26 protein-coding genes are annotated in these 25,932 nt (G+C 61.0%); 18 read left to right on the top strand and 8 right to left on the bottom strand.

Features of this window, described 5'->3' with window-relative positions; all coding sequences use genetic code 11:
- Positions 1–15: 15 nt before the first annotated feature.
- The 8 genes from FGZ14_RS20405 to FGZ14_RS20440 form a co-directional block, all read right to left on the bottom strand.
- Positions 16–1,266: a hypothetical protein gene (locus FGZ14_RS20405; RefSeq protein ID WP_139926187.1), complete on the bottom strand. Its 1,251-nt coding sequence runs from the start codon at positions 1,264–1,266 to the stop codon at positions 16–18.
- Between the two features lie 99 nt (positions 1,267–1,365).
- Complete coding sequence (locus FGZ14_RS20410) at positions 1,366–2,349, bottom strand: DUF4396 domain-containing protein (RefSeq protein WP_257883435.1); 984 nt, start codon at positions 2,347–2,349, stop codon at positions 1,366–1,368.
- A gap of 157 nt (positions 2,350–2,506) precedes the next feature.
- Positions 2,507–2,707 carry a hypothetical protein gene (locus tag FGZ14_RS20415; RefSeq protein WP_257883436.1) on the bottom strand — a complete coding sequence of 67 codons (201 nt, stop codon included), beginning with the start codon at positions 2,705–2,707 and terminating at the stop codon, positions 2,507–2,509.
- A gap of 34 nt (positions 2,708–2,741) precedes the next feature.
- Entirely contained in the window at positions 2,742–3,056 is a 315-nt protein-coding gene (locus FGZ14_RS20420; RefSeq protein WP_139926190.1) for a DUF6122 family protein, read from the bottom strand.
- A gap of 86 nt (positions 3,057–3,142) precedes the next feature.
- Positions 3,143–3,772, bottom strand: a complete 630-nt coding sequence (locus FGZ14_RS20425; protein WP_135437014.1) for a DUF305 domain-containing protein — start codon at positions 3,770–3,772, stop codon at positions 3,143–3,145.
- A gap of 119 nt (positions 3,773–3,891) precedes the next feature.
- Positions 3,892–4,527 carry an AraC family transcriptional regulator gene (locus FGZ14_RS20430; protein ID WP_135532979.1) on the bottom strand — a complete coding sequence of 212 codons (636 nt, stop codon included), beginning with the start codon at positions 4,525–4,527 and terminating at the stop codon, positions 3,892–3,894.
- The gene (locus FGZ14_RS20435) at positions 4,524–4,901 is read right to left on the bottom strand and encodes a cupredoxin domain-containing protein (protein WP_135532977.1); all 378 of its coding nucleotides are present in this window, start codon (positions 4,899–4,901) and stop codon (positions 4,524–4,526) included. The genes FGZ14_RS20430 and FGZ14_RS20435 overlap by 4 nt, the downstream gene beginning before the upstream one ends.
- Before the next feature lie 34 nt (positions 4,902–4,935).
- Entirely contained in the window at positions 4,936–7,266 is a 2,331-nt protein-coding gene (locus FGZ14_RS20440) for a heavy metal translocating P-type ATPase (protein WP_308217184.1), read from the bottom strand.
- Positions 7,267–7,662: 396 nt separating this feature from the next.
- On the opposite strand from FGZ14_RS20440, the gene FGZ14_RS20445 reads away from it, so the two are divergent.
- From FGZ14_RS20445 to FGZ14_RS20520, 18 genes are all read left to right on the top strand, one after another.
- Positions 7,663–8,160 carry a hypothetical protein gene (locus FGZ14_RS20445; protein WP_139926192.1) on the top strand — a complete coding sequence of 166 codons (498 nt, stop codon included), beginning with the start codon at positions 7,663–7,665 and terminating at the stop codon, positions 8,158–8,160.
- Positions 8,161–8,290: 130 nt separating this feature from the next.
- Entirely contained in the window at positions 8,291–8,422 is a 132-nt protein-coding gene (locus FGZ14_RS22170; RefSeq protein WP_257883438.1) for a hypothetical protein, read from the top strand.
- 66 nt (positions 8,423–8,488) lie between these two features.
- The gene (locus FGZ14_RS20450; RefSeq protein WP_139926193.1) at positions 8,489–9,451 is read left to right on the top strand and encodes a heavy metal-binding domain-containing protein; all 963 of its coding nucleotides are present in this window, start codon (positions 8,489–8,491) and stop codon (positions 9,449–9,451) included.
- A gap of 42 nt (positions 9,452–9,493) precedes the next feature.
- Positions 9,494–10,225 carry a DUF305 domain-containing protein gene (locus tag FGZ14_RS20455; RefSeq protein ID WP_139926195.1) on the top strand — a complete coding sequence of 244 codons (732 nt, stop codon included), beginning with the start codon at positions 9,494–9,496 and terminating at the stop codon, positions 10,223–10,225.
- Positions 10,226–10,309: 84 nt separating this feature from the next.
- The gene (locus FGZ14_RS20460; RefSeq protein WP_139926197.1) at positions 10,310–10,867 is read left to right on the top strand and encodes a heavy metal-binding domain-containing protein; all 558 of its coding nucleotides are present in this window, start codon (positions 10,310–10,312) and stop codon (positions 10,865–10,867) included.
- A 103-nt stretch (positions 10,868–10,970) separates the two neighbouring features.
- Positions 10,971–12,212 carry a TolC family protein gene (locus FGZ14_RS20465; RefSeq protein WP_139926198.1) on the top strand — a complete coding sequence of 414 codons (1,242 nt, stop codon included), beginning with the start codon at positions 10,971–10,973 and terminating at the stop codon, positions 12,210–12,212.
- Between the two features lie 12 nt (positions 12,213–12,224).
- A complete protein-coding gene (locus FGZ14_RS20470; RefSeq protein ID WP_044019242.1) occupies positions 12,225–12,854 on the top strand; it encodes a hypothetical protein in 630 nt (209 codons plus the stop codon).
- An 11-nt stretch (positions 12,855–12,865) separates the two neighbouring features.
- Entirely contained in the window at positions 12,866–14,011 is a 1,146-nt protein-coding gene (locus FGZ14_RS20475; protein WP_135437010.1) for an efflux RND transporter periplasmic adaptor subunit, read from the top strand.
- A 39-nt stretch (positions 14,012–14,050) separates the two neighbouring features.
- The gene (locus FGZ14_RS20480; RefSeq protein ID WP_135437009.1) at positions 14,051–14,563 is read left to right on the top strand and encodes a DUF4440 domain-containing protein; all 513 of its coding nucleotides are present in this window, start codon (positions 14,051–14,053) and stop codon (positions 14,561–14,563) included.
- Between the two features lie 102 nt (positions 14,564–14,665).
- Positions 14,666–17,887, top strand: coding sequence for an efflux RND transporter permease subunit (locus FGZ14_RS20485; protein ID WP_139926200.1), 3,222 nt, complete (start codon positions 14,666–14,668; stop codon positions 17,885–17,887).
- A gap of 10 nt (positions 17,888–17,897) precedes the next feature.
- Entirely contained in the window at positions 17,898–18,482 is a 585-nt protein-coding gene (locus FGZ14_RS20490; RefSeq protein ID WP_180754655.1) for a helix-turn-helix domain-containing protein, read from the top strand.
- A 96-nt stretch (positions 18,483–18,578) separates the two neighbouring features.
- Positions 18,579–19,562: a hypothetical protein gene (locus tag FGZ14_RS20495; protein WP_139926203.1), complete on the top strand. Its 984-nt coding sequence runs from the start codon at positions 18,579–18,581 to the stop codon at positions 19,560–19,562.
- Positions 19,563–19,749: 187 nt separating this feature from the next.
- A complete protein-coding gene (locus FGZ14_RS20500; protein WP_139926205.1) occupies positions 19,750–20,091 on the top strand; it encodes a four-helix bundle copper-binding protein in 342 nt (113 codons plus the stop codon).
- A gap of 372 nt (positions 20,092–20,463) precedes the next feature.
- Positions 20,464–20,673, top strand: a complete 210-nt coding sequence (locus FGZ14_RS20505; protein ID WP_044019248.1) for a heavy-metal-associated domain-containing protein — start codon at positions 20,464–20,466, stop codon at positions 20,671–20,673.
- 320 nt (positions 20,674–20,993) lie between these two features.
- Complete coding sequence (locus FGZ14_RS20510) at positions 20,994–22,136, top strand: DUF2231 domain-containing protein (protein WP_139926207.1); 1,143 nt, start codon at positions 20,994–20,996, stop codon at positions 22,134–22,136.
- 7 nt (positions 22,137–22,143) lie between these two features.
- Positions 22,144–24,603, top strand: coding sequence for a multicopper oxidase domain-containing protein (locus FGZ14_RS20515; RefSeq protein ID WP_139926208.1), 2,460 nt, complete (start codon positions 22,144–22,146; stop codon positions 24,601–24,603).
- Between the two features lie 89 nt (positions 24,604–24,692).
- Positions 24,693–24,989, top strand: coding sequence for a bestrophin family protein (locus FGZ14_RS22175; protein WP_257883439.1), 297 nt, complete (start codon positions 24,693–24,695; stop codon positions 24,987–24,989).
- Positions 24,986–25,621 carry a bestrophin family protein gene (locus FGZ14_RS20520; protein WP_257883440.1) on the top strand — a complete coding sequence of 212 codons (636 nt, stop codon included), beginning with the start codon at positions 24,986–24,988 and terminating at the stop codon, positions 25,619–25,621. Before FGZ14_RS22175 ends, FGZ14_RS20520 begins: the two co-directional genes overlap by 4 nt.
- Positions 25,622–25,932: the final 311 nt, after the last annotated feature.

Consider the following 25,932-nt stretch of genomic DNA (forward strand, 5'->3'; position numbering starts at 1 on the left):
GAAACCAGCTACTGTTTAAATAACCGTCCGCGCAATCTTGCGCATGGCCGACGGCGTGTCGCCAAACTTGCACAAGGCCTCACAGTGCTGGCTGAGTTCGGAGAACAGAATGTAGTGGATGGTTGCGCCAGCGGCCCGAATAGCCGGGCGCGAGAGTTGGGCCTGCACTTCCTTCTCTCGGGCGTCAGGCACTATTAAGTAGAGGGCCGTTTCGTGCTCGGGCATGGAAAACGCCAAATCCGTCAGCCGCAGAATGCCCGAGTAGATGCTGGTACTCTTCTCCACCTCGAAAGCGGCTATCACCCGGTTGGTGCCCGGTGCGAACCACACCACATCAATGAGGCGAATAGTGGTGGCCACGTCGGCCGGTACCGGCAGCTCGGGGTGCTGGTCGAGGCAGAGAAATGACAGCTTCTGGCCGTGACACAAGCGGTTACGGTCGTTGATGGCCGTGGTCACGTCGCAGCCCAGGGCCTTGCCGATGCGCAGCAGGTGGTGCTGCATCTGGGTGTGCTGGTTTTGCTCCTGGGCCTCGGTCTGCACCTCCTGGTGGCGCTTGCGGGCTTGCTGCTGGTACTTATCGCGGTCCTCGTCGCTGGCAAACTGCTGGTCGCCGGCAATCATCTTCTTCACGCCCACGTCGAAGAGCAAGCCCGCCAGCGCCCCGTAGTCCAGGCTCAGGTGCTGACGGTGCTCCTGGTTCAGGTCGCGTAGCCGCTCGCGCATGCGCAGATACTCCGGCCAGGAGCCCAACTTGATTTTCTCCCCGAACAGGGCGTTGAAGCCGTTGACAATGGCCGTGTTGCAGGGTGGCATCAAGGTGGGGTGCAGGAAATACAGGATGCTGGCTACGGCCGGGCCCAGCCCCTTGATTTTGCGGCGGTCCAGCAAGTCTATTTCGCGCAGCAGTTGCTGCTCGGTGGTGGCGGCCAGACAGCTTTCCAGAAATTGCCCGAAGGCGCGCTTGTTGTCCTCGTGCTCGTAGATGTCGGGAATGCGCAGCTTGGGCTTCCAGTAGAAGGGGTGGGCCGCGCCCTGAAACACCTGCTTTTGCTCGCTGATGACGCTGAGCACAAATTCAAGCGACGTGCCCTTGAAATCGTTGCCGAAGCTACCGGCCTTAATGTCCTTGACCACCTGCTGTACCCCGCGCCGGATGGAGCGAAAAGCCTTTAACCGTTCCTCGTTGTTGATAAACCAGGTGTTGTAAACGGATTCAGAATCGGCTTTGTACGATTGGATAAGGGGCGGTAGGGCGGCAGACATAAAAAGGGAGTAGAACCAATACAGTAGCTAAGTTGCACAGAAGTCCGGGCCCAATCATCATGCTTCCGGCGCGGGTCCCGGCATTTCGCGAAATGGCGGCTACATCTGGTGTCCGGGCATGTCCATCCCGGGCATTGCATCCATTGGCATACCCGGCCGCATCGACAGGTCCCCGTACTGCGCTGCCAGGTAATATCCCACGGCCAGCAGGAGCAGGGAGAGCAAGGCTACCGCAGCCTTGCGGGATGCCGATATATGCTGACCGCCCATGTTGTGGTGGCCAGTAGCGTGCTGACCGCCCGGCGCTGAAGCATCAGCGGCTACGCGCATGTGCGCGGCGTGGGCGGCAGAGGCTGCGGTGCGAGCTGTGATGGCGGGGTCAGTGGCGCGCTCGGGTGGCGGGCCACCTTTGCCAAGAGCACGCTCGGTGCCCATGCCGTGCTTAAGCTGTTTTTTCACGAGCCACCAGTTGATGGGGTAAGCCGTGAGGGCTCCTACCAGGGTGGCCAGTGACATAATCCCCCAGAAGCGTACGGAGGCAGGCTCCATAGCCGTCATGTCGCGGGTCATCAGGATAACCATAGTTGGAATCATGCCAGCCATGACCGCATTCATGGACACCCATTCGGGGTAAAAAGAGGCCCGTATGGCCTTACTATAACTCCCCCCCAGCATGTCTTTCATAAACAATGCCTGGAAAATAAGTAAGCCAAACAAGAAGCCGGCGGCGTACTCCACCCAGATGTCAATGCCCATGGGCAAGCGCAGCCAGCTGGTAATGATGGCTGCCGCAATGATGCCGGTGGCGTCGCCGGCTAGGCAGTGGATAGTGGAGCCGACGGTTTGCTTCCACAGTGGGGCTACAAACTGCTCGTGGGTGTCGGGGGCCGGCTCGCGGCAGGAAAACCAGTAAATGAGCAGGCCCACCGGCCCGGTGTAGAGCGTCACCAGCACCCAGCCCCACTTCATCACCTTCATTTCCGGGGTGCGGGTAAACAGGTCCCAGGCCACGTAGGCTACGGAAAGGGCGGTTAAGGTAAACCAAATCCACAGCAGGTACTGCGGAAACAGTGGTTCCGACATTGGGTGCATCAGGGAGGGGGGGGAAGTAAAACGGACAGGAAGTAAAAGACCAAAAAGAAGACTCTTCAGCGGAGAGGCTGGCGCAGCCTAGCCTCCATGGCGGCTGTCAGTGGGTCAACATACACGCCGTAGGCATCTACCAGCACGCCCCGCAGGTCTAACCATACAGAATGGATTGGTCACCTGGGTCGGAATGCCTCTCAAAGCGAAAAACCACATCGACCTGAAACTGCTCGGGCCCGAGCGGTAAATCGTAGGCCGCGCAGCACAGATAATCGGACCGCAACCTGAAGTCTTCGGTGTAGCCGCGGCTGCGCAACTGCTGCAAGGCTAAAGAAAGCGTTTCGGAGAGCTTCATAAAAGCCAGTGTGGAGCGTAAAGAACCAGGCCGCTTACTGTGGCCAGCGGATACCCAGCTGCCAGCATTCGGCATAATCCAGCGCCATATGCAATAAAAAGCCCACGGCCCACACGCGCGTCAGGGGCGAAAAGAGCAAGAGCACGTAAATGCCCATGGCCCAGTAAGTATGCAGGGGGTGAAAGTTGATGCTGCACCGCGTGGGGTCGAACATGGGCGTGGCCAGCACATGGTCTATATCCAATAGCAGGCCGGCCGCCAGAACCAGCCAAACTCGGTGCCAACGCGGCCGGTAAAAAACCAGCGCTACTATTGCGGGCACCAGCACATGCAGTACAATGTGTAGCAACGCAGGGGAAAAGGAGGGGGAGGGAGAAAATAAAAGAGCGACCCCACCGGGGCCACTCTTTTTCATCGGTGCCGGAGAGCAGCCATCTAGTATTTTTTATTGGCCAGCAGCCAGTCCTGCAGCATCTTGATTTCCATTTTCTGGTCCGTGATAATTTGCTGGGCCAGGGCCTTGGTCGTGTTCTCGCGGCCGTACTTGAGCAGCGCATCGGAATTCTCCACGGCGGCCTGATGGTGGTCAATCATGAGCTGTGCAAAATCAAAGTCTGGGTCGCCGGTTAACGGGCGAAGGTCCACTGCCTTCATCATTTGCATCATATTCATCATCTGCAAAGCATTGAACTCTGGCACGGCCGGGGCATGCGCCGGGTGGCCCGTCAGAAAGGCATTGAACTGGGCGATTTCCGCCTGCTGCTTGTCGATGATGGTCTGGGCCATCTGCTTCATAGTGGCGTCCTTGCCACTTTTCAACTCCTCCTGACTGTTTTTAATAGCCACCTGATGGTGCATAATCATCATGCTGGCATAGTCGTTATCGGGGTCTTGCGTTTTGGGCATTGCTTCCATCATGGCCATGCTCTCATGCATATTACGCATGTAAACGCTCTCATCATGCTTGATGAGTTCAAGACCATCAGAATCATCTTTATTGCACGCAGTCAGCGTGCCAAAGGCTAGGATAGAAGCAAGCAGGGGAAGTCGAAGAGAACGGAGCATGGTAAGAGGGATTTAGGTACACAGGTAACGAAAGTGTCACCCCTGACTAAACGGTGGAATACCGCCTCCGTTTGCTCACAATTGAACCTAAAACGTTGTAAAGTTTCCAGTCTGAACCTTTAAACAAGGTTGGAAAGGCTCACGCGCCCGGCGCTGCCCGGCCCTAAGCGCTGGTAGTCCGAAGGCGACATGCCCGTTACCTGCCGGAACTGATTGGTCAGGTGGGCGGCGCTGCTATAGCCGAGCAGTTTGGCCACGCTGGCTACGTTTTCATCTTGGTAGCTGAGCAACTCCTTGGCGCGCTCCACCTTTTGGCGAATGATGTACTTCTCCAGCGTCAGGCCCTCGCGCACCGAGAACTGGTGTGACAAGTAGGCGTAGGACCGCCCTATCCGCTGGCTGATGAAGTGAGAATAGGTGTGAAACGGCTGCAGCTCAACCGGGGTGTAGTGAATCAGCTCTACCACCAGAGCCTTCACCTGCTCTACCAGCTGATCGCGGGGATCCTCCACCAGGGCAAAGCCATAGGCCTGCAGGGCTTCCTGCACCACGTGCTCCTGTATTGGACTGCCATCAGCCATGCGCACATTAGCCGCCCCCAGGGCTACGCCTTCCACCACCAGCCCGGCCTTCTCCAGCTCGCGCTGCACCACCCGCAGGCAGCGGGGGCACACCATGTTGCGGATGGAGAGGCGCACTGCCCCGGCCGCGGGGGGCGGTAGGGTGGAAGTGGCGGACTGTGTCACGATTTTCATTTTACGACCAGGCTTCCCCGCAGCATGTGCATGCCGCAGGTGAAAGCAAAGGTACCGGCTTGCTGGGGCAAAAACTCAATAGCCGTAGTTTTAAACGGGGCCAGGTCGCGCCGGATGTTAAAGTCGGGCAGCAGCAGCTCCTCAGAGCAGCTGTTTTCCTCATCGCGGTAAAAGTTGAGCTGCACGGGCTTGCCGCGTTCCACCTCAATGACGTCAGGCGAGTAGCCGCCCTTCACCATGATGTCGACCTGCTGGATGCCCGCCGACGAGGAAACGGCCGCGGCCACCCGGTGCGGGGCCAGAAAGAAAAACCAGCCGACAAAGACTAGCAGGCCTACGCCTGCCAGGGTTACGATTAGCTGAGTGGTATCCATAGGGGAACGTACAAAAAGGAAAGAAAAGGCCGCCTTATGCGGTCCGCTTATAAGCGCGCAGGCGCAGTGAGTTAGTAAGGACGGATACCGAGCTCAGGGCCATGGCCCCGGCGGCCAGCATGGGCGAGAGCAGCCAGCCGGTGAGCGGGAAGAGCAGGCCGGCAGCAATAGGAATGCCCAGCGTGTTGTAGATGAAGGCAAAGAACAGGTTCTGCTTGATCGTACGCATGGTCTGGCGCGAGAGGTCAATGGCCGTGACCACGCCCTGCAAATCCGAGCGCATGAGCGTGATACCAGCCGCTTCCATGGCCACGTCAGTGCCGCCACCCATGGCCAGGCCGATGTCGGCCTGGGCCAGCGCGGGCGCGTCGTTGATACCGTCACCAACCATGGCTACCACGCGGCCTTCGGCTTGCAGCTCCTTCACCTTACCGGCCTTATCGGCGGGCAGCACCTCGGCAAAGTAGCGCTTGATGCCTACCTGTTCGGCTACCTTGGCGGCGGTTTGCGGGTTGTCGCCGGTCATCATCACCACCTCAATGCCTTGTTGCTGCAAATGGCGAATCGCGGCCACCGACGTGTCGCGTACGGTATCGGCTACCCCAATCAGGGCTACCACCTGCCCGCCCATCGCGGCGTACAGTACGGTCTTGGCCTGGTCCAGCAGCTGCGCGGCAGCCTGCTCGGCCGCGGCCGTCATCGGCACCTGGTGCTCGTCGAGCAGGCGGCGGTTGCCCAGCAAAATGGCCTGCCCGTCCACCGTGGCACTGGCCCCACGGCCTTCCAAGGCCTGAAACGCGGTGGCCGTCAGCGCCGCGGCGCCCTGGGCATCGGCGTAGCGCACCACAGCTTCGGCCAATGGATGCTCCGACTGGCGCTCCACAGCGGCCAGCAGGGGCAGCAGGCGGTCAGTAGCTTCGCCGTTGACGGGCAAGAAGTCCGTCACGCTGGGCTCCCCGCGGGTGATAGTGCCGGTTTTGTCGAGCAGCACGGTGGTCACCTTCTCCGCTTTCTCCAGGGCCTCGGCATTGCGAATCAGCACGCCGTGCTCGGCCCCCTTACCGGTGCCCACCATAATGGCTGTGGGCGTGGCCAGGCCCAGGGCGCAGGGACAGGCGATGATGAGCACGGCCACAAAGTTGACCAGCGCCAGCGGCAGGCGCGTGGCCTCGGGGGCGAAATCAAACCAGAGCACGAAGGTGACGATGGCAATCATGACCACGACCGGCACGAACACGGCACTGACCTTGTCGGCCAGCTGCTGAATGGGGGCACGGCTGCCCTGCGCTTCCTCCACCAGCTTCACAATCTGCGCCAGCATGGTTTCGGCGCCCACTTTGCTGACGCGAAAGCGGAACGAGCCGGTCTTGTTGAGGGTGGCCCCGAACACGTGGTCGCCTTCCTTCTTTTCCACCGGCAGGCTCTCGCCGGTGAGCATGCTCTCGTCCACGGCCGAGTGACCACTGAGCAATACCCCATCGGTGGCCACCTTCTCGCCGGGGCGCACCACCACTTCGTCGCCAGGCACGACCTGCTCGATGGGCACGTCTACTTCCTGTCCGTCCCGTACTAGGCGGGCGGTTTTGGCTTGCAGTCCCATCAGGGCCTTGATGGCGGCCGAGGTCTTGGACTTGGCCCGGCTCTCCAGCACCTTGCCCAGCAGAATCAGGGCAATGATAGTGGCCGTGGTGTCGTAGTATACCTCGGGCATGATGCCACGCTGCATAAACCAATGGGGAATCACCGTAGCGGCCAGGCTGTAGAGAAAGGCCGCGCCGGTGCCCACGGCGATGAGCGTGTCCATGCTGGCGGTGCGGTGCCGGAAGCCATTCCAGGCCGAGACGTAAAACTCGCGGCCGCTGTAGAGCAGCACGGGCAATGTAAGGACCAGCAGCACGTAGTTGAGCAGCGGCGTCGGGATCAGGTTCATCATCCGGGGCCAGAGCATGAGCATGCTCAGCGGCATGATGACGACGGCCAATCCCACCGCTACCCGGAAGCGACGCTTGAGCTTCAGGTAGGCCTCGGCCTTGCGCTGGTCCAGCTCCTGGTCGGAAGCCAGCACGTTGGGCGAAGCCGGCGCGACCGGCTCGTGCACACCGTAGCCGGCCTGCTCCACGGCCGCCTTCAGGCCGGCGCGGTCAATCTGGCCCGGCAGGTACTCGATGGTGGCCTTTTCGCTGGCCAGGTTTACGGTGGCGCGCTGCACGCCGGGCGTGCGGCTGAGCGCCTTCTCCACAAAGTTGGAGCAGGACGCGCAGGTCATGCCCTCGATGTTAAGCATGGCGGTCTCGGTGCCGCCAGCGGGCGCCGCCGGCTGGGCGGGTGCCGCCGGGGTGGGGTGATGATCGGGTATGGTTTCCACGAGTAGTAGCGTTGGTGGGGAGCGGTAAGTTGCTCGTTGTGGTCAACACGAAGTAAACTGGCTTCGGTACCCAATAGATGTGCAGAATTGAGCTTTGCGCTTACAACATTTGCATACCCCGTCGTCCAGTGTGCCGGCACGTACACAATTCAGTCGCTGAGCTTATAAGATTTCCAGCATAGCCCGGGTGTACTCCCAGCGGGTCAAAACCAGAACGGGGCCTGGGAAGGCCCGCAGACGCTGAAAAGGCCATTTCTGGGGCGGTAGGGGAGGAAAGGGGCTTAGCCGCCGAGCTAGGGAGGCCAGAGTAGCAGTAGAATACTATGTAAACCTTTCCCATAATTTTGCAGTTGACCTGTACCAATGTTCCGACTCCAGACCCATTCCCGACGCGCGATGGCGACCTCCTTACTGGTGGTCTTCCTCAACGTGTTCTTTGGGCAGGTCTTCTGTGCGTTGGTAATGCCAGCGGCCCCGGCTCAAGCCATGGCGTCGCACAAGCACCCGGCCGGCACGCCGGCGCATGAGCACCCGCAGCCAGCGTCGTCCAAGCACCAGGCGCCCCATTCCCATGGGGCTGGCCTCAACGCGACGGCGGCTCACCACCACGACGAGCGCAAAGCCCCCGCTTCCGGGACCTCGCACCAGCACGGCCCTAAGGGTGCCTGCTGCCAGGATGATGCCGCAACCGTGTGGGCCTCGCTGGCGCATCCGCCCAAGGCGGGAATTGAGAAAATGGCGTTCATGCCGGTGGCTCTGCCGCCAGCACCCCTGACCGTCGTGTTCCGCTTTCAGCAGTGGGACCGTTCGCGTCCCGTGCTGCTGGTGGCGCGGCGGCAATTAAAGCCCAAAATACCCGACATCCGCATTTTCATCCAGTCGCTGACTGTCTGATTTTTCCGACGCGCTAAGGCTCGCGCCGGCATAGCTGTGCTATGTCCGGGGCGGGCCTTTTCGTTTGCCCGTCGCGCGTGGTCCGGCCGCGCCCCTTCCCCTTTTTCTTCCTGGTTTTTTCCTCCCGGCAATGAAGAGTTGTTGCGAAGAAGCTGGTACGCCGCCCCGCCGAGGGCCGGGCCGTCGCCTGCTCTCCTACTTGCTCTACGCCGTGCTGGCCGCCACGCTGGGCTTCGTGCTCTGGCAGCAGTGGCAGGCCTAAGCACTGGCTGGAGCCCTGGGCCGCCTTGAGAAGCGCCCCCCCTTTTCATCACTCATTTCCTCCCCCATGCATCGCGTACCCCTTTCGCTGCTGGCCCTGGCCAGCGTCCTGACCATGGCCGGCTGCTCTTCCGAAACCGAGTCGAGTAGTGCCACCAACACCGTAACCACGCCCACGGATGCGCCAGCCGGCGCCGGGGCGGATCACGGCGCCGGCCACACCTATGCCTGCCCCATGCACCCCGAGGTGACCAGCACCAAGGCCGGGGAGACTTGCCCCAAGTGCGGCATGAAGCTCGAACACAACGATCAGGCGGCCGGCAACGGCAAAGCCTACGCCATGAAGTTTGAGCCGCAGCCCATGCAACTCACGGCCGGGCAGCCCTCGCAGCTCGTCTTCACCCCCCAGGAAGTCGGCAACGAGGTCGCGCCCGTGCCCCTGGCCCTGGTGCACGAAAAGAAAATTCACCTGATCATCGTCAGCAAGGACCTGGGCCAGTTCTACCACGAACACCCCGACTATACTGCCCAGGGCAACTATCAGGTCACCTACACCTTTCCCAAGGGCGGCGACTACGTGCTGTTTCAGGACTACACGCCCACGGGAGCCGGCCACCAGCTGGGCCGCCAGCCCATCACGGTGCAGGGCCCGAAGTACGCCCCGGTAACGTTCAAAAATGATGACATGCAGTGGGAGCAGGACGGCTACCAGGCCACGCTTTCCTTTGACAAGCCGCTCACCACGGGTCAGCTGCTGGGCATGAGCATCACCATCCAAAAGGACGGCCAGCCGGTCACTGACCTGGACAACTACCTCGGTGCCCTTGGCCACGTGGTGGTCATTAGCCAGGACACGGAGCGCTACCTGCACGTGCATCCCAATGACCAAGCCGACAAAGGCCCGCGGATCGGCTTCAACACCAACTTCGAAGCTCCCGGCCTCTACCGCGTCTTCCTGCAGTTCAACCACGGCGGTAAGATCCATACCGGCGACTTCACTATCAACGTGAAGGGCACGGCCGCTAGCTGAGGCATCCCTGTTTAGTTCCCTTTTTACAAACCATCCAACCCCATGAAAAAAACCACTTTTTTCCTCGCCACCCTCTGTTCCGCGTTGCTGTTGAGCAGCTGCAACAATGAGAAAGCTGATGCCACCACTGCCGCCACGGAAAGCACCATGGAAACCGCCACTACCGATGCCTCAGCGGGTTCCGGTGCGATGGCGGGCATGGATCATTCCAAGATGCGCAGTGAGACCTCAACCAGTGACTCTCCCATGCTGATGGCCATGAACGATATGATGGCCAAAATGGACGCCATGAAGATGAAGGGCAACACCGACCACGATTTTGCCCACATGATGCTGGAGCACCACAAAGGTGCCCTGGCCATGGCCGACCTCGAGCTGCGCGACGGTAAGGACGCCACCATGCGGCAAATGGCCGAGAAGATCAAGGCCGATCAGCAAAAGGAAATCAGTGAGCTGGAGCCCATTGCTGAGCGGCTGGACTCCGCCCCCAATAACTACAAGCCACTGGATCCGACCGACCCCTTCACCAGCAAGATGAAGGCCTCCATGGACGGTATGATGCAGAACCTGCCCAGCATGGTGGCCGACCCGGACATGAACTTCAACATGATGATGACGGTGCACCACCAAAGCGCCGTGGACATGGCCAAAGCCGAGGTGGCCCATGGCAAGGATACCAAACTCAAGGAGATGGCGCAGATGATGATTGATGCCCAGCAGAAGGAAATCGCCGAATTCAAGGCCTGGCACGGCAAAAACGCCGACAAAATGTAATCCGGGTAGCCGGCGGTATTGGCTAAAGAAGCCTGTTGCCGGCTAGCTCATTGTTCCCCACTGCCCATTCGATATTCTTTTTCCATGAAGCTTTTCAGCATTTCCCTGACGGCCGCCGCTCTCCTAATCCTGTTTCCTCTGGCCTCACGGGCCCAGCACTCGCACGCCGGTGGCAAACCGGACGCCCACACCGCACCCGGCGAAACCCACGCCCACGTTGCTCCGCACGGCGGCGTAGTACGCACGGCCAACCCCTACCACATGGAGTTGGTGCCCCACCCCGGCGAACTGCACATCTACCTGTTGGCCGATAAAAATGCCTCCGTGCCCAGTAAGTCGCTCTCGGGCACGGTGATGGTGCAAACCACCGACAACAAAACTATGACCGTGACGCTGGTAGCTGGTGGTACCGACCACCTGGTGGCCAAACTGCCCGCCGGGACGAAAGTACGCACGGCCATCGTCAGCCTGAAAGCCGATGGCAAAGCCATTAACACCCGCTTCGACAAGCTCGATGCGGGGGCTCAGGGTAGCAAGGCGGTTGGCGCCGCTTACGAGTGCCCCATGAAGTGCGAAGGCAGCGCCAGCTCGGAGCCTGGCACCTGCCCAAAGTGCGGCATGGCCCTCGTGAAAAAGGCCTAGGCGGAGCCTGCTTCTCGGACGCCCGGCGTCCGAACCCTCTCCGTCTCGGGCCGCTCGCCGCTGCAACGGTGGGCGGCCCCATGACGGGCTCTAACCTGACAATATGAAGTTTCTAAACCTGAAATGGGCAGCGCAAGGGCTGCTGGTGCTGGCGCTGATTGGGTTGCTCCTAGAAGACGCGCGGGCCCAAACCGCCATCAGCCTCGACAGCGCCGAAGCCCTCACGTTGCGGCGGCACCCACGGCTGCGGCAGTCTGATCGCGAAATCGAGGAGCAGCGCGCGCTCAAACGGGGCTCTTTCGCACCCGCCAACCCGGACTTTCTGTTCTCGGCGCCCACGGGGGAAATGTGGGCCCCCGGCGTAGTACAAACCATCGACTTGCCTAACGTCTACCGGCGCCAGCGCCAGGTGGCCCAGGCAGGTATTACCCTGGCCGAACGCAACCGCGAGGTGAGCCGGGCCAGCGTGCTGCGCGATACCCGCCTGGCCTACCTCAGCCTGCAGTTTGCCGAGGCGCAGGTGCGACAGCTTACCTATCAGGACAGCCTGTTTCGCGCCCTGCGCGTGGCCACCGAGCGCCTGTTCGCCGCCGGCGAAGTCACCTCTCTGCAGCGCATCAGCACCGACGCCGAGGCGCGGCAGGTGACCGTGCAGCTGCAGCAGGCGACTGCCGACCAGCGCGCCGCCCAGCGCCGCCTGGGCTTGCTGTTGGGCCAACCCACTGCGGCCCTGACCACCACCACCGACCTGCGCCGCACCGGCCCCGAACTGGGGCAGGTGGGTGGGGCGCTGCTCAGCAGTCTGCCCGCCGAAGACAGCACCGCCCTGGTACGCAGCCCTACGCTGGCGGCTGCCACCCAGAACGTGGCCTTGAGCCAGTCGGGCATCAGCTTAGTTCGAGCCCGGCGCACACCGGCTCTGACGGTGGGCTATCAGAATCAGGGGTACGATTATTCGCCTACTCGCTACCGCTTCCAGTTTGGGGTATCGGTTCCCATCTGGTTCTGGACCTACCGCTCGCAGCTGCAGGCGGCTACGGCTCGCTCCCAGGCCGCCAACTATCAGCTCCAGGCCCAGCGGCTGGAGTTGAGTGGACAGTACCAGCAGGCCCTAGCTGACTCGCGCAAGTTTGCGGCCTCGCTGGGCTACTACGAACAAACCGGTCTGCCCCAGTCACAGGCCATTATCAGCCAATCCCAGCGCCTGTTCCGCGCCGGGGAAGTCAGCTACCTACAGCTGATTTTGAGCCTGAACCAGGCGTTCGCCATTCAGAATACCTACCTGACCACCATCCGCGACTACCGCCAGGCTTTGGTCGAGCTTAACTACCTGCGGGGCGAATAACCGTCAATCCTCATGAAACAACTCCTGATTCTGCTGCTGGGCCTGCTGCTAAGCGCCTCCGCCTCCGCTCACGGGGGCGAAGACCACGGCGACGGCGCCAAAGCATCGACGCCAGCCGGGGCCACGTCGTTTTCCGTCGCCGCGCTCTCGGAACAGTTTGAGGCGCTGCTGCGCTACGAGCCGCTGGAAGGGGGCAAGCCGGCTGACCTGCGCCTGTTCCTCTCCGACTACGCCACCAACGTCCCTCTCCAAGGCGCCAAGCTCACGCTTACCAACCCGGAAGATGCCAACCTGAAGTGGGCGGTGACCGAACAGGAGCCGGGGGTGTACCTGGTGGAAGGCCAGTTCCCCGCCAACAAGACCTACAGCTTTGCGGCCAACATTGTGGTTGGCGACAAAGCGGACTTACTGCTGCTGGAAGGTATCAAGGTAGGGGAGAAGCTGCCGGTGGCGGCTGCCACTCCCACTGCGACCCCATCGCTTTTTTCCTCCTGGAAAACCATCCTGGCCGTGGTGGGCGCCTTCGTGCTCGGCATCGCCCTGACAGCGTTGCTGCTGCGCCGCCGGCGCCAATCCCCGGATTCAGTGCTGCACACTTCGGAGCCGGCTTTGACTGCCCGCCACCGCACGCCCATTTCTTAATCATTCAGGATATGAAGACCCACTATAAATTCCTGGCGGCCACAGCCGCAGCTGGCTTCGGATTGACCGTGCTGTTGCCTCCGCCGGGTACGGTACAGGCGCACGGGGGTGAAGACCACGGTGGCGAAGCCAAAGCCAGCACCGGCGTGGCCTTGACCGATGAGGTATTGCTGCCCAAAGAAAGTCAGTTTCTGTTTCAGGTACGGACCAACCTGGCCGAGTACTCCACCACCTATAGCCGGGCCACGCTCTACGGCACGGTATCGGCGGCAGCCGGGGGCGAAGGGCGAGTCGTCGTGCCCCAGGGGGGGCGCATCGTGAGCCTCTCGGCGCAAGTGGGCCAATCCGTGCGGGCCGGGCAGACGCTGGCCGTTATCGAGCAAACCCTGGATGCTACCCAGCAGATTGGACTCAGCACCGAGCGGGCTAATGCCCAGGCCGAATTGCGCGCCGCCCAACAAGACTATGCCCGGCTGCAGAGCATCGCCGACATCGCGGCCCGCAAGGACGTGGTGGCGGCCGAGCTTCGCCTGCGCCAGGCCCGGCAGAACGCCAGCATTTACAACGGGCAGGGTCAGCAGCGCCGAATATCCATTACCTCGCCGGTGAGTGGGACGGTGGACGTATTCAACCTGGCCGTGGGCCAGCAGGTAAACCAGGGCGACGAGCTGCTGCGGGTATTGAACCCGGGTAAGCTGCGGGTGGAAGCTCAGGTGTTTGCCCAGGACTTGGCTAAGATCACGCCCGGCGCGCAGTTCCGCGTGGAAGGCCTGCAGGGGCAGGCCGGTGTATCGGCCCGGCTCGTGGTGTTCTCCAACGTGGTGAACCCCGTGAACCAGGCCCGCCAATTGGTGCTGGAGCTGGACGCTACCGAGAGTAGTGCCTACCGCGCGGGCCAAGCGGTGAACGTGCAGGTCGTAGGTCAGACGGGTGGGGGCCGGCCCCAGCTGGTAGTACCCACTTCCGCTATCACCGACCTCAATGGCAAACCCGTCGTGTTCGTGCACACCGAGCCCGAGCACTTTAAGATTCGCTTTGTGCAGCCGGGAGCGGTCAACGGGCAGCAAACGGTACTGCTGCAAGGCCAGGTCAACGAAAATGACCGGGTAGTGACCGCCGGCACTTACCAGCTCAAGTCCATTTACCTCAACCAATAGTGCCCCCTACCCGGTGGCCTCACGCTCCGTCCGCTTGCCATGAAAAATCGCTTTGCCTTTGCCGCTTTGCTTGCCCTACTGATCCTTACCGCCGCCACGGCACAGGCCCAGACGGCCCCCGCCGCCGGCTCCGCTGCCGATGAGGCCGCCGTGAAAATGGTGCTGACCAAGTACCAGCAGGCCGTGCAAAAACTCGATACGACGGGCACCCACCGCCTGTTCGCACCTAACTCCCAGGTGTTTGAGTCGGGCGGGGTGGAAGGCACCTACCGCCACTATGCCGAGCACCATCTGGGGCCGGAGTTGAAAGAGTTCAGCGCCTTCACCTTTAGCGACTACAAGGCCGCCGTGCAGGTCGACGGTCCCTACGCCTTCGCGACGGAGACTTACACCTACACGATCAGTCTCAAGAACGGCCCCCAGGATAAGCAGGCCAAGGCGCCTGTTGTCCGCCGCGGGGTGGCCACGTCGGTGCTGCGCAAAAACGCCGCCGGCCAGTGGCAGATTATGAGCACCCACTCCTCGGCTCGCACCCCCCGTCCTAAAAAATAAGCAGTCCGGTGGGCCTGGGCTACTTGTCCGGGACGCTGCCGATTCCGGGAGGGGAGGGGCCTTCCGGCCCCCTCGCTTCTTCCTTTTTTGCGCTAACAACCGATGCTCGATCAGATAATTCGCTTTGCCCTGCAGAACCGCCTGCTGATGCTGGCCTTCGCCCTGGGCCTGCTCATTGCCGGCACCTACACCGCGGGCCAGCTGCCCGTGGACGTGCTGCCCGACCTGGACCGTCCTCGCGTGACGGTATTCTTAGAAGCCCCGGGCATGGCGCCCGAGGAAGTGGAGGCCCTGGTGACACTGCCGGTGGAAACGGCCCTGAACGGAGCCACCGGCGTGTCGGCGGTGCGCTCCAACTCGGCCATCGGCCTGGGCATGGTGTTCGTGGAGTTCGACTACGGCACCGATATTTTCACGGCCCGCCAGATCGTGAGTGAAAAGCTCCAGACCACCGGCGAGCAGCTGCCCCAGGGCGTTACGCCCGTGCTGGGGCCCATTTCCTCGGTCATGGGCCAGATTATGCTCGTCGGCCTTTCGGGCGGAAAAGAAACTAATGCGGCCGATTTGCGCACCCTGGCCAACTACACCGTGCGCCAGCGCCTGCTCAGCATTCCGGGCGTGGCCCAGGTGATTCCCATTGGGGGCGACAACCTGCAGTACCAGGTGCTGCTAGACATGCCCCGGCTAAATGCCACCGGCCTGACGGTAAACCAGGTGGAGGAAGCCTTGCGCCAGTCCAACCTGAATACCACGGGCAACTTCTTCGACCGTAATGGCTCGGAGGTGCTCATCCGCAACCTGGGCCGCCTGCGCTCGGTCAAGGACATCGAGAACATCATCGTGGGCTACCGCGACCAGTCCCCGGTCCGGGTGGCTGATATTGCCCAGGTGGAGTTCGGGGCTCGCTTCAAGCGCGGCGACGGCAGCGTAAACGGTAAGCCCGCCGTCATCCTGAGCATTGAGAAGCAGCCGGGTGCGGCCACCGTAGGCCTCACGCAGGCCGTGGAAAAGGCACTGACGGAGCTCAAGCCCTCTTTGCCCAAGGATGTGCAGGTAAATACCCGCCTGTTTAAGCAGTCGGAGTTTATTGACTCCTCGATTACCAACGTGGAAGAAGCCCTGCGCGACGGGTCCATTCTCGTGGTCATCGTGCTGTTCGCTTTCCTGCTGAATGTGCGCACCACCTTTATTTCGTTGGTGGCCATTCCGTTATCGCTGCTCGTGACGGCGCTGGTGTTTCGCCTGGCGGGCATCTCCATCAACACCATGACGTTGGGCGGGCTGGCCATCGCCATCGGCGAGCTCGTGGACGATGCCATCGTGGACGTGGAGAACGTATACCGCCGCCTGCGTGAAAACCGGCAACGGGCCACTCCCCAGCCGGTACTCAAGGTTATCTATGCGGCCTCATCGGAGGTACGCAACTCCATCGTGTACGCCACCATCATCGTGGTGCTGGTGTTCCTGCCGCTGTTTGCGCTGGAAGGCATGGAAGGACGAATCTTTGCGCCCTTGGGCATTGCCTACATCACCAGCATCGTGGCTTCGCTGTTCGTGTCGCTCACCGTCACGCCGGTGCTATGTTACTACCTACTGCCGAAGATGAAGCAGATGGACCACCCCGAAACGGATGGTCCACTGGTGCGCTGGCTGAAAAAGAAGGATACTCGCCTGCTTACTTGGGGCCTGACCCACCCTAAACTCATCCTGACCTCCACGGCCTTGCTCTTTGTCATGGCCGCGGCCATGGTGCCTTTCTTCGGCACGGAGTTTCTGCCGCCTTTCAACGAAGGCTCGTTGACGGTTAACTTCTCGGCCCCGGCTGGCACGTCGCTGACGGAAAGCAACCGGTTGGGCACGCTGGGTGAGGAGCAAATGCTCAAGATTCCGGAAGTGGCCTACACTGCCCGCCGCACCGGCCGCGCCGAGCTCGATGAGCACGCCGAGTCGGTGAACAACTCGGAAATCGAGGTGGCCTTCAAAACCGAGGAAGAGCTGGAGAAAGAGGGCAAGACCATGCGCAGCCGGGACGAGATTCTGGCCGATATGCGCCAGAAGCTCAGTCTGATCACGGGCGTCAACGTGAACATCGGCCAGCCCATCTCGCACCGCCTTGATCACCTCTTGTCGGGCGTGCGCGCCCAGGTGGCCATCAAGGTGTTCGGCAATGATTTGCTGGAGCTGCGCCGCTACGCCAATGAAATCCGCACGGCGGCCGCTACCGTGCCGGGCGTGGTGGACCTACAGGTGGAAAAGCAGGTGCAGATTCCGCAACTGCTGATCCGACCCAAGGACGAGGCCCTGCGGGCTTACGGCATGGCCCGGGGCGAAGTGGTGCGCGACCTGGAAACCCTGTTCCAAGGCGCCGTCGTCTCGCAGATGCTCGACGGGCAGAAGCGCTTTGACCTGGTGGTGAAGCTGCCGGAAGCCCAGCGCAATGACATTGCCGCCATCAGCCAGACTCGCATCGAAACCCCTTCCGGAGCCATGATTCCGGTCAGCCAGGTAGCGGAAGTCGTCTACGAGCCGGGACCCAACACCGTCAACCACGAGAATACCCAGCGCCGCATTACCATCTCCCTGAACGTGGCCGGGCGGGACCTGGGGTCCACGGTGAAGGAGATTCAAGCCAAGGTCAATCAGCAAGTGAAGCTGCCCCCGGGCTACTATCTAACCTACGGGGGACAGTTTGAAAGCCAGCAGTCGGCTTCCCAAAAGATTCTCTGGCTGAGCTTATTTTCCTTGGCCGGCATCTTCCTGGTACTCTACTCGCACTTCAAGTCCACCTACATGGTAGGGCAGATCATGCTCAACATCCCCCTGGCCCTGATTGGCTCGGTGGTGGCGGTGCTGCTCACTGGGGGCACGTTCAGTATTGCCTCCTTGGTAGGCTTTATCACCCTTACCGGTATTGCCTCGCGCAACGGCATCATGATGATTTCGCACTATATCCACCTGGTGGAGCATGAGGGCGAGACCTTCGGTACAAAGATGATCGTCCGCGGCTCGCTGGAGCGTTTGGTGCCGGTGCTGATGACGGCCCTGGTGGCCGCATTGGCCCTGGTGCCGCTTACCCTGGCCAAGGACGCGCCGGGCAAGGAAATCCTGTATCCGGTAGCTACGGTCATTCTCGGTGGGCTGCTCTCGTCTACCTTTCTCGACATCATCGTGACGCCGGTGGTGTTCTGGCTGGTAGGGGAGAAAGCCCTGGCCCAGTACTTCGCCGCTCACCGGGAAGTGGGTCTCGACGAGCACCCCCAAGAACTGGATGCGCAGCCGCTCACGCCCCCGGGCGACCAAAACGATTTGTCCCCGGCCCTGTAGCACTTGTCCCATGGCCACTACGCTCCTGTACGTCCGGCATATGGTCTGCTCAAAGTGCATCCTGGTGGTGCGCGAACTCCTCGTGGAGTTGGGCCTGGTGCCGTTGCGCGTGGAACTGGGGGAAGTGGAACTGCTGGGCACCCAGCAGGTCATTGACTGGGCCCGACTGCAGCAGCGTCTGGAAGCGGAAGGCTTTGCCTTGCTCGACCGGCTCTCCCCCCAGCAGCGCCTCGTAGTGCAAATCAAGGAAGTAATTGCCGAGCTGCTGCGTAAGGAGCCCGCCGCGCTACGTAGCGGACACTTCTCCCGACTGCTGAGCGACCGGTTGCAGCGACGCTTTGCCTACCTGAGCGACGTGTTTTCGGCCACCGAAGGACTGAGCCTGGAACAGTACGTCATCCGGCAACGCGTGGAAGAGGCCCGGCGCCTGCTGCGCGAGGGCACCCTGCCCGTGGGCCGCGTGGCGCGGGAGTTGGGTTACAGCAATCTGGGGCACCTGTCCCGACAGTTTCAGCGCGAGACGGGCACTTCGCCAAGCGAGTACCGGCGAGAGCACTTAGCGGGCGTGCGGGATGCTGCGACGCCTCCTAATTAACGAGGCGGGTCAAGGGGCTGTTACGCTGGGTAAGGAGCCGCCGACTCAGAGAAAGGCGGTTTACCTTGCTGCTAATTCACTCCTTTACCATTGCTTATGCTTTGCCTGATTTGTAGCCTGCGGGAAGCCGACGCCACCGGCTCCCACATCATTCCTCATTCCGTGCTGGAGTCCATGTACAACGATGGGGCCAAGGGGCGCGACATGGAACAGAACTTCCAGCTGGGGGGCGAAGGCTCGGCCGCGTACTTTGGCCGGCGCGTGCTGCCGGAAGCGGTGCAGCAAACCATTGGCCGGCAGTTAACCGACGAAGAGATTGAAAAAGAGCCCAATCCGTACGTTGCCGACCACATTTTCTGCGTTGCCTGCGAAAAAAAGCTGTCCTTCTTCGAGTCGCTCCACAAGCAAAAGGTGGCCAGCCGGCTGGCTACTGGCAAGCCGCTCAGCCCGCAGCAGGTGTGCATCGCGCACTATTTCTGGCTGTCGGTTATTTACCGCTGCGCCGTCACGAACTTCAACCACTTTCAACTGGACATGGGGCAACGCGCAGTCCTGCATGGGATTGTGAATGCCATCCTGGCCGAATCAGAGGCGGACACCGAGCGCAATTGCCTGGCGCGGCCAGTGGCCGAGAACCTGTTTATCGGCTACTATAAGCCCGGGGAGAACAGCGGCCGCAACGCAGTTTTCCTGCACCTGGAAAAGCAAAACCCTTACCTGCTCTTCATCAACCAGTACGTGCTGGTGTTTAGTTACCAAATCCCGCAGGTGCCGGCCCTGGAAACAGAGCTGCGGGTTTCGCTGGGAATCGGGGCGGAGGGCACCACCATGAAGGTCTTTGCCGACCAGGAAAGAAACCTGCTGCTAGCCTATTGTTGGGCCTTGGCAGCCCGTTACCTGGTGGAAGAGTTCAAAGTCAATTTCGCCCGGCGCTACCAGCAGCGCCACCGCCGGGCGCCCCGCCTAGTCGTGGTCGAGGCGTTCATCTTCGAACTAACCACGGCCAAGGTGCTGGAGACGGTGAAGTATTCCACCGCTCGGATTGAGCAGCTGACGCGCAAATACCTGTTGGCGACTTAGGCTCAGCCAGGCACCCATCTGTTAGGGCCACCAACTTGGCTATCAAAGGTGCCAGAGGGTGGAAGATGGGCTCCGAAAATGGCTAACGGTGCAAATTATGCAGCCCAGGCAGGCCAATCGTGCACAACACACGCCGCGGTGGGGAGTAAACCGGTGAGTACTATCATCCACCTTACTTTCAGACCCCATGCATTCTCAAAATCAAAGCCTCCTTGCTGCCCTCTACGCTTGTGTCAACTCCTGCGAGCACTGTGCTACCGCTTGCCTGAGCGAGCAGGACGTCAAAATGATGGCCCGCTGTATTCAGTTGGACCGTGACTGCGCCGACATCTGCGCCCTTACGGCCCGCTTCGTAGCCCGCGGCTCCGAGCACGCCCAGCATTTGCTGCGCGAATGCGCCGACATCTGCAAGGCCTGCGGTGACGAATGCGAAAAGCACGCCGCGCATATGCAGCACTGCCGCGAGTGCGCGGAAGCCTGCCGTCGCTGCGAGCAGGCTTGTCGCCAGGGCCTGAGCGTTACGGCGTAATAGGGGCTATATCATTAGGGCCAGCTTGTTTCGTACAGGCTGGCTTTTTTGACGCCTACTCTCTTGAAATTATGTAAGCAATGCATAGTAATCGTGTATGCCACCTGCCTTGCTAGCGGTCAGCTGTAGACCTATATAGCCCTGGCTTTGTTCTGCTGCTAGGGCGCTCACAGCCCCGATTACTTTTCGGTAGGCTGGGAGGAGGCCGTAGTAGCATTTTCAGTGCTGCTTGCGGGGCAACATGCAGGGAACGGGCAAACAAATCATATAAGCCCGAAGCGCAATTCTGTACCCCTGGCGCCGCACTGGGGTCTATTTTTGTGCGTTGTACACCCAGTACCGACTAGCTCGGCGACCTTACTTCTTCTTCCCATGAAAACTCTGCAATTCAAGACCAACATCAACTGCGGCGGCTGCATTAAAGCCGTTACGCCGACCCTGAACCAAGAAGCTGGCGTGGGTAACTGGCAAGTGGACACGACTAGCCCCGACAAGATTCTCACCGTCACCTCCGACCAGCTCACGGCGGAGCAAGTGGTTCAGGCCGTTGAGAAAGCCGGCTTTAACATCGCTGCTGCTTAAGCGCCTTCGTTGTCTGCACGTAAAACGCCCGGTTCTGCCGGGCGTTTTTGGTTTCCGGGGTTCCTAGCACCGGAAAGCATGGAAATTATGTAGGCTGCGCGCGCAATAGCAGCAAACATGCCCCCGGCCACTCTGCGTAAAGCGAATTGCCGGCCTCATCCTGCTAGCCTGCTGGCACAGCAACACGACTTCCCTGATTTGCTTCGTCGTGGCCGGGAAAGAGCGGCGCTGCACTACAGGAAAATGTTGCGGCGCCGGGAATCCGGAAAGAGCTCCGCTCTTTCGGCGGTTTTCTGCTGTTCAATTCTTTGCCTGCCTCTATGTTCTCAGATTTTCCCAACCTGCACCCCCTGGTGGTGCATCTACCTATTGTCCTGCTGCTGCTCAGCGCGGGCCTGCAGGCGCTGAACGTGTACAAGGACTGGCCACCGGTGAAGTGGATTACCATGGCCGTGATGGCCGGCGGCTTTCTGGGAGCTCTGGCCGCCAGCACCGTGTTTCATGCCATGCCCATGGGTCTGGCACCCCGGGCCGCCGCCGTTTTTGAAGCCCACGAAAAGTTCGCGGGCTACACCCTGTGGCTTTCCGGCATTACCTTGCTGCTGACCGGTGTCGGCACGTTTTTCAAGATTCAGCGGCGGGCCTACGAAATCCTGGTGCTGGTGTCGGCCGTCGCCACGGCCGGGGTATTGTCGGTGGCTGGGCACCGTGGGGCGCAGCTGGTGTACGTCGAGGGCGTGGGGCCGCAGGGCCGCCTGCTCGATAAAAGCCACGGCCATGGGGGCGGGGAAGCCATGCCCGCTATGGAGATGGAGGCCGATACGCACAACGAGGCGGCAGGGGGCAACGACCACAACGCGAACCAGGCTCCCGCTTCACCCAACCCACTCGCGGCCCCGGGTTCTGCTGATATGCCCGGCATGGATATGAACGGGCCCGCCTCCACCAGCAAGGACAGCCGCACGGCCCCGGGCGCGATGGACAACAGGGCTATGCCCGGCCGCCAGCCGGCTGGTCCGCCAGCCCCCGCTAACAGCACCATGCCGGACATGCCGGGCATGCGCATGCCCGCTGAAAAGATGACTCAGCCCATGCCCGCGGGCATGGATAGGAGCCGCCCGGCCCGGCAGAAACCCATGAACGATATGCCCGGGATGGAGAATATGCCCGGCATGAGCCCGCCGAAATCAGGTGCCAAAAAGCCAGCCAAAGCCCCATCCGGCATGGCGGGCATGGGCACCATGGCCGATATGCCGGGCATGAAGGCGCCGGGTTCAAAGCAGCCCAAGCAAGCCACGCCGCCAATGGACAACATGAGCGATATGCCCGGTATGGAAAAAGGCCAGCCCATGCCCGCCATGGGCCCGATGCCGGGCATGCGCATGCCCACCAACCCCCTGGACAAGTTCCGCTTCGAGGACAACAACCCCGCCCGGAACAAACCCAAGCATGCTAACCAGTAGCGACCCGATGAGATTATTTGCCCTTCTACTCTTTCTGCTTGGTTCGCTTTCCCTGGCCGCCCAAACGCCCCAGCACCAGGCCATGCCCAAAAGCAAGGCCGCCAATGGCCCGGCCACCCCACCCCCGGATCAGGACCTGCGGGGCCACGTGGTGGCGCCCCGCACGGGCCACGCCGGCCACCGGGTCGAATATGACCTGTACGTGGATGAGCGGGAGGTAAGCTACACCGGCAAAACCCGCCTGGCTATTGCCATCAACGGGCAGATTCCGGCCCCCACGCTGCGCTTCACTGAGGGCGACACGGCTATCATCCGGGTACACAACCAGATGAGCGTGGAAACCAGCATTCACTGGCATGGGCTGCTGCTGCCTAACGACCAGGACGGGGTGCCCTACCTTAACACGGCCCCTATTGAGCCGGGCGGCATGCACACCTTCACGTTTCCGCTGATCCAGAGCGGCACCTATTGGTACCACTCCCATACCATGCTGCAGGAGCAGAACGGGCTGTACGGCTCCATCGTCATTCAGCCCAAGCAGGTGAAGTACGAGCTCAAGGAGTACGTGCTCCTGCTCTCCGACTGGACCGACCACCCACCCAAGGAAGTGCTGCGCTACCTCAAGCGGGCCGGCGAGTGGTTTGCCGTGCAGAAAGGCGCCACGCAAAGCTACGGCGAGGCTGTTGCGGCCGGCTATTTCAAGGACAAAGTCCGGCAGGAGTGGGGCCGCATGCCGGCCATGGACCTCACCGACATCTACTATAACAAGTTCCTCACCAATGGCCGCGAGCAGAGCTACTACCCTGACGCCAAGCCCGGGGAAGTGGTGCGCCTGCGCGTCATTAACGGCAGCGCCTCCTCCTACTTCTACCTGCAGTATGCCGGCGGCCCCATGCAGGTCATCGCCGCCGATGGCATCAACGTGGAGCCTTTCCCCGTCAGCAAGCTTGAAATTGCCACGGCCGAAACCTACGACCTACTGGTGACCATTCCACCCGCGGGCGCGGCCGAACTGCGGGCCACCGCCAACGACATCACGGGCTACTCGTCCAGCTTCTTTGGGACCGGCGAGCCGATGAAAGCGCCCGATTTGCCGCGCATTAACTACTTCCAGATGATGCGGGAAATGGGCAGCATGGGTAATATGACCGGTATGGACACGGGCGGCAACGGCCAGATGGACCCTAATGGCGGCATGAAGGGCATGGATATGAAAGGGGGCAGTGGGGAGATGAAAGACATGAACATGCCGGCTGGCCGGCAGTCTACGCAGCCCGCGGACCCCTCTATGAAAGGGATGGATATGAAAAACGGCACCATGCCTGCCAGCACGGCCCCCTCTCCCCAAAACCGGCCCATGAACATGCAGGAAAAGAGCGGTAAGAGCATGGGCAATATGCAGGACATGGGTAGTATGGCCGGCATGGACATGGGCGGTGGAATGGCCGGCATGAGCATGGGGGGCGCGGGCGGCGACTTTAACTACAACCAGCTGCGGGCCCTGAATCCGACCACCCTGGATTCTACCCGGCAGTGGCGCGACATCAAGCTTACGCTCACCGGCAACATGCTGCGCTACATCTGGTCGTTTGACAACAAAACCTTGTCGGAAGCCGACAAAATTCCCATTCGCCGGGGTGAGAACGTGCGCATGACCTTCACCAACCTGACCATGATGCGCCACCCGCTGCACCTGCACGGGCACTTCTTTCGTTTAGTCAATGCCCAGGGCGCTTACTCGCCCATGAAGCACACCTTCGACATCCCGGCCATGGGCACGGTGACTATCGAATTTGAGGCCAACGAGTACCAGGACTGGTTTTTCCACTGCCACATCCTCTACCACATGATGGCCGGCATGGCCCGCATCATTAGCTACGACGCCAGCCCCCAGAACGAGTACGCGAAGGGGAACTACAAGATGCTTAAGCGCGAGGACAATGCGGTCTACCCCTGGCTCGATTTATCGATCCACTCTCAGGGGGCCTTCCTGGAAGGCAATCTTTCCAATAACCGCAACGCGCTGGAATTCGAGGGCCGGGTCAACTACCTGGGGAACTACGAAACCGAAACCCACTTGCTGCGCTACCTCGATAAGCGGCAATTCTGGGCGGCCTTCGTGGGCTATGATTTTCGGGACAACAAGACGTTACGTGGGTCGGCCCTGGAAAAAGGCCGTCCTCGAGACAACAACATCAATTTCCGCCGGCAAACCGAACTCGGCGTGTACTATCTGCTCCCTCTACTTGTACGCGCAGAGTTACGCTCTGATCTGACTGGTCAGGTGCGTCTGCAACTCGAGCGCCGGGATTTGCCCCTGAGTAATAATGTGTTCATGGACATCCGGGGCAACACGGACCGGGAGTTTACGCTCGGCTTCCGCTATATGGTCAGCAAGTACGCCTCGCTGAGCACCAACTACGATAACCAGTATGGCTGGGGCGCCGGCCTGACCTTTCATTACTAGCAAAGGGCCCCTCAAGAGCGTTGCTTTGCCCGCTGCCTCCTGAGCCGCTACTCGAGTGGTCTATCCTGGCGCGGCTGATTTACCCCATTATGTACATTCGCAAGCACATTCATTGGCGCGTTATCTGGCGCCATTCCTGGAAGGACGTGCTCCTTTTCCTGACTTACGATCTGCTCTTGGCCGTGCTCTACGGCCCGCTGCACTGGCATTGGCTGGACGTGCCCTGGCAGCTGGTCAGCATCGTGGGCGTGGCCGTGTCGTTCTACGTGGGCTTCAAGAACAGCAGTTCCTACAGCCGCTTTTCCGAAGCCCGCCAGCTGTGGGGCGGCATTGTCAACCGCAGTCGCAGCTGGACGATGCTGGTGCTGGGCCAGCCAACCTGGTGACGACTACGCTGGCGCAGCTGGCGTTTCAGCGGCAGTTGGTGTACCGGCAGCTGGCCTGGGTCAATGCCTTGCATCTGCACCTGCGCCGTCAGCCTGAGCGCTGGCAGGCGGAGGTGGCGCCGCTGCTCGACCCGGCCGAGGCCACCCAGCTGCAGCGGCTGGCCAATCCACCCGCTCAGCTGCTGCTGCGGCAAACGCAGGCCCTGCGCGAGGCCGAAGGGCTGTTCAGTGAGTTGCAGCTGAGAACTTTGTGTGAAGAGTTACGCGAGATGACCAACCTGCAGGGCGGCTGTGAGCGCATCAAAAACACACCGTTTCCCCGGCAGTATGCTTTTTCCAGCCTGGTGTTCGTCTGGCTCTTTATTGCCCTGCTGCCCCTGGGCTTGCTGGGCGAATTCGAGAAGCTGGGCCATGGCCACTACTGGCTGACCGTGCCGTTCTCCGTGCTGGTATCCTGGGTGTTCATCACCATTGAGCTGGTGGGCCACATCAGTGAGGATCCGTTTGAGAATCGCATGAACGACGTGCCCATGACGGCGCTCTGCCGCACCATCGAGATTGACCTGCGCCAGATGCTGGGCGAACAGCAGGTGCCCGCGCCCGTGCAACCCGAACATGGCATACTCTACTAGCCGCTCATACTACACCCTGCATTCTCCCTGCGCTTGAAAGGTCCATATCCCTACGGACTGTAGCTACTCCACCTGCTATAAGCTGTATAAAGTTAGAAGATTAACCACAGAGGGACGCTTGCCAAAGCAAACCAGTTCACCGGTCCGGCTTCGGGTGCGTCGGCTGTTGAGGCCAGGGCTTGTAAGCCGGTCTACCTGCGGTGGCAATTAGCGCAGGCAGGTCTGGTATCGGATACACCATCCCCGGAATTTGTTGCATAGTTTATCGTTAGGCAACCGGGAAGGGAGCGTAACGCGAGTAGCTCTATAGC

The organism is Hymenobacter sp. DG01, from assembly GCF_006352025.1.
Taxonomy (GTDB): Bacteria; Bacteroidota; Bacteroidia; order Cytophagales; family Hymenobacteraceae; genus Hymenobacter.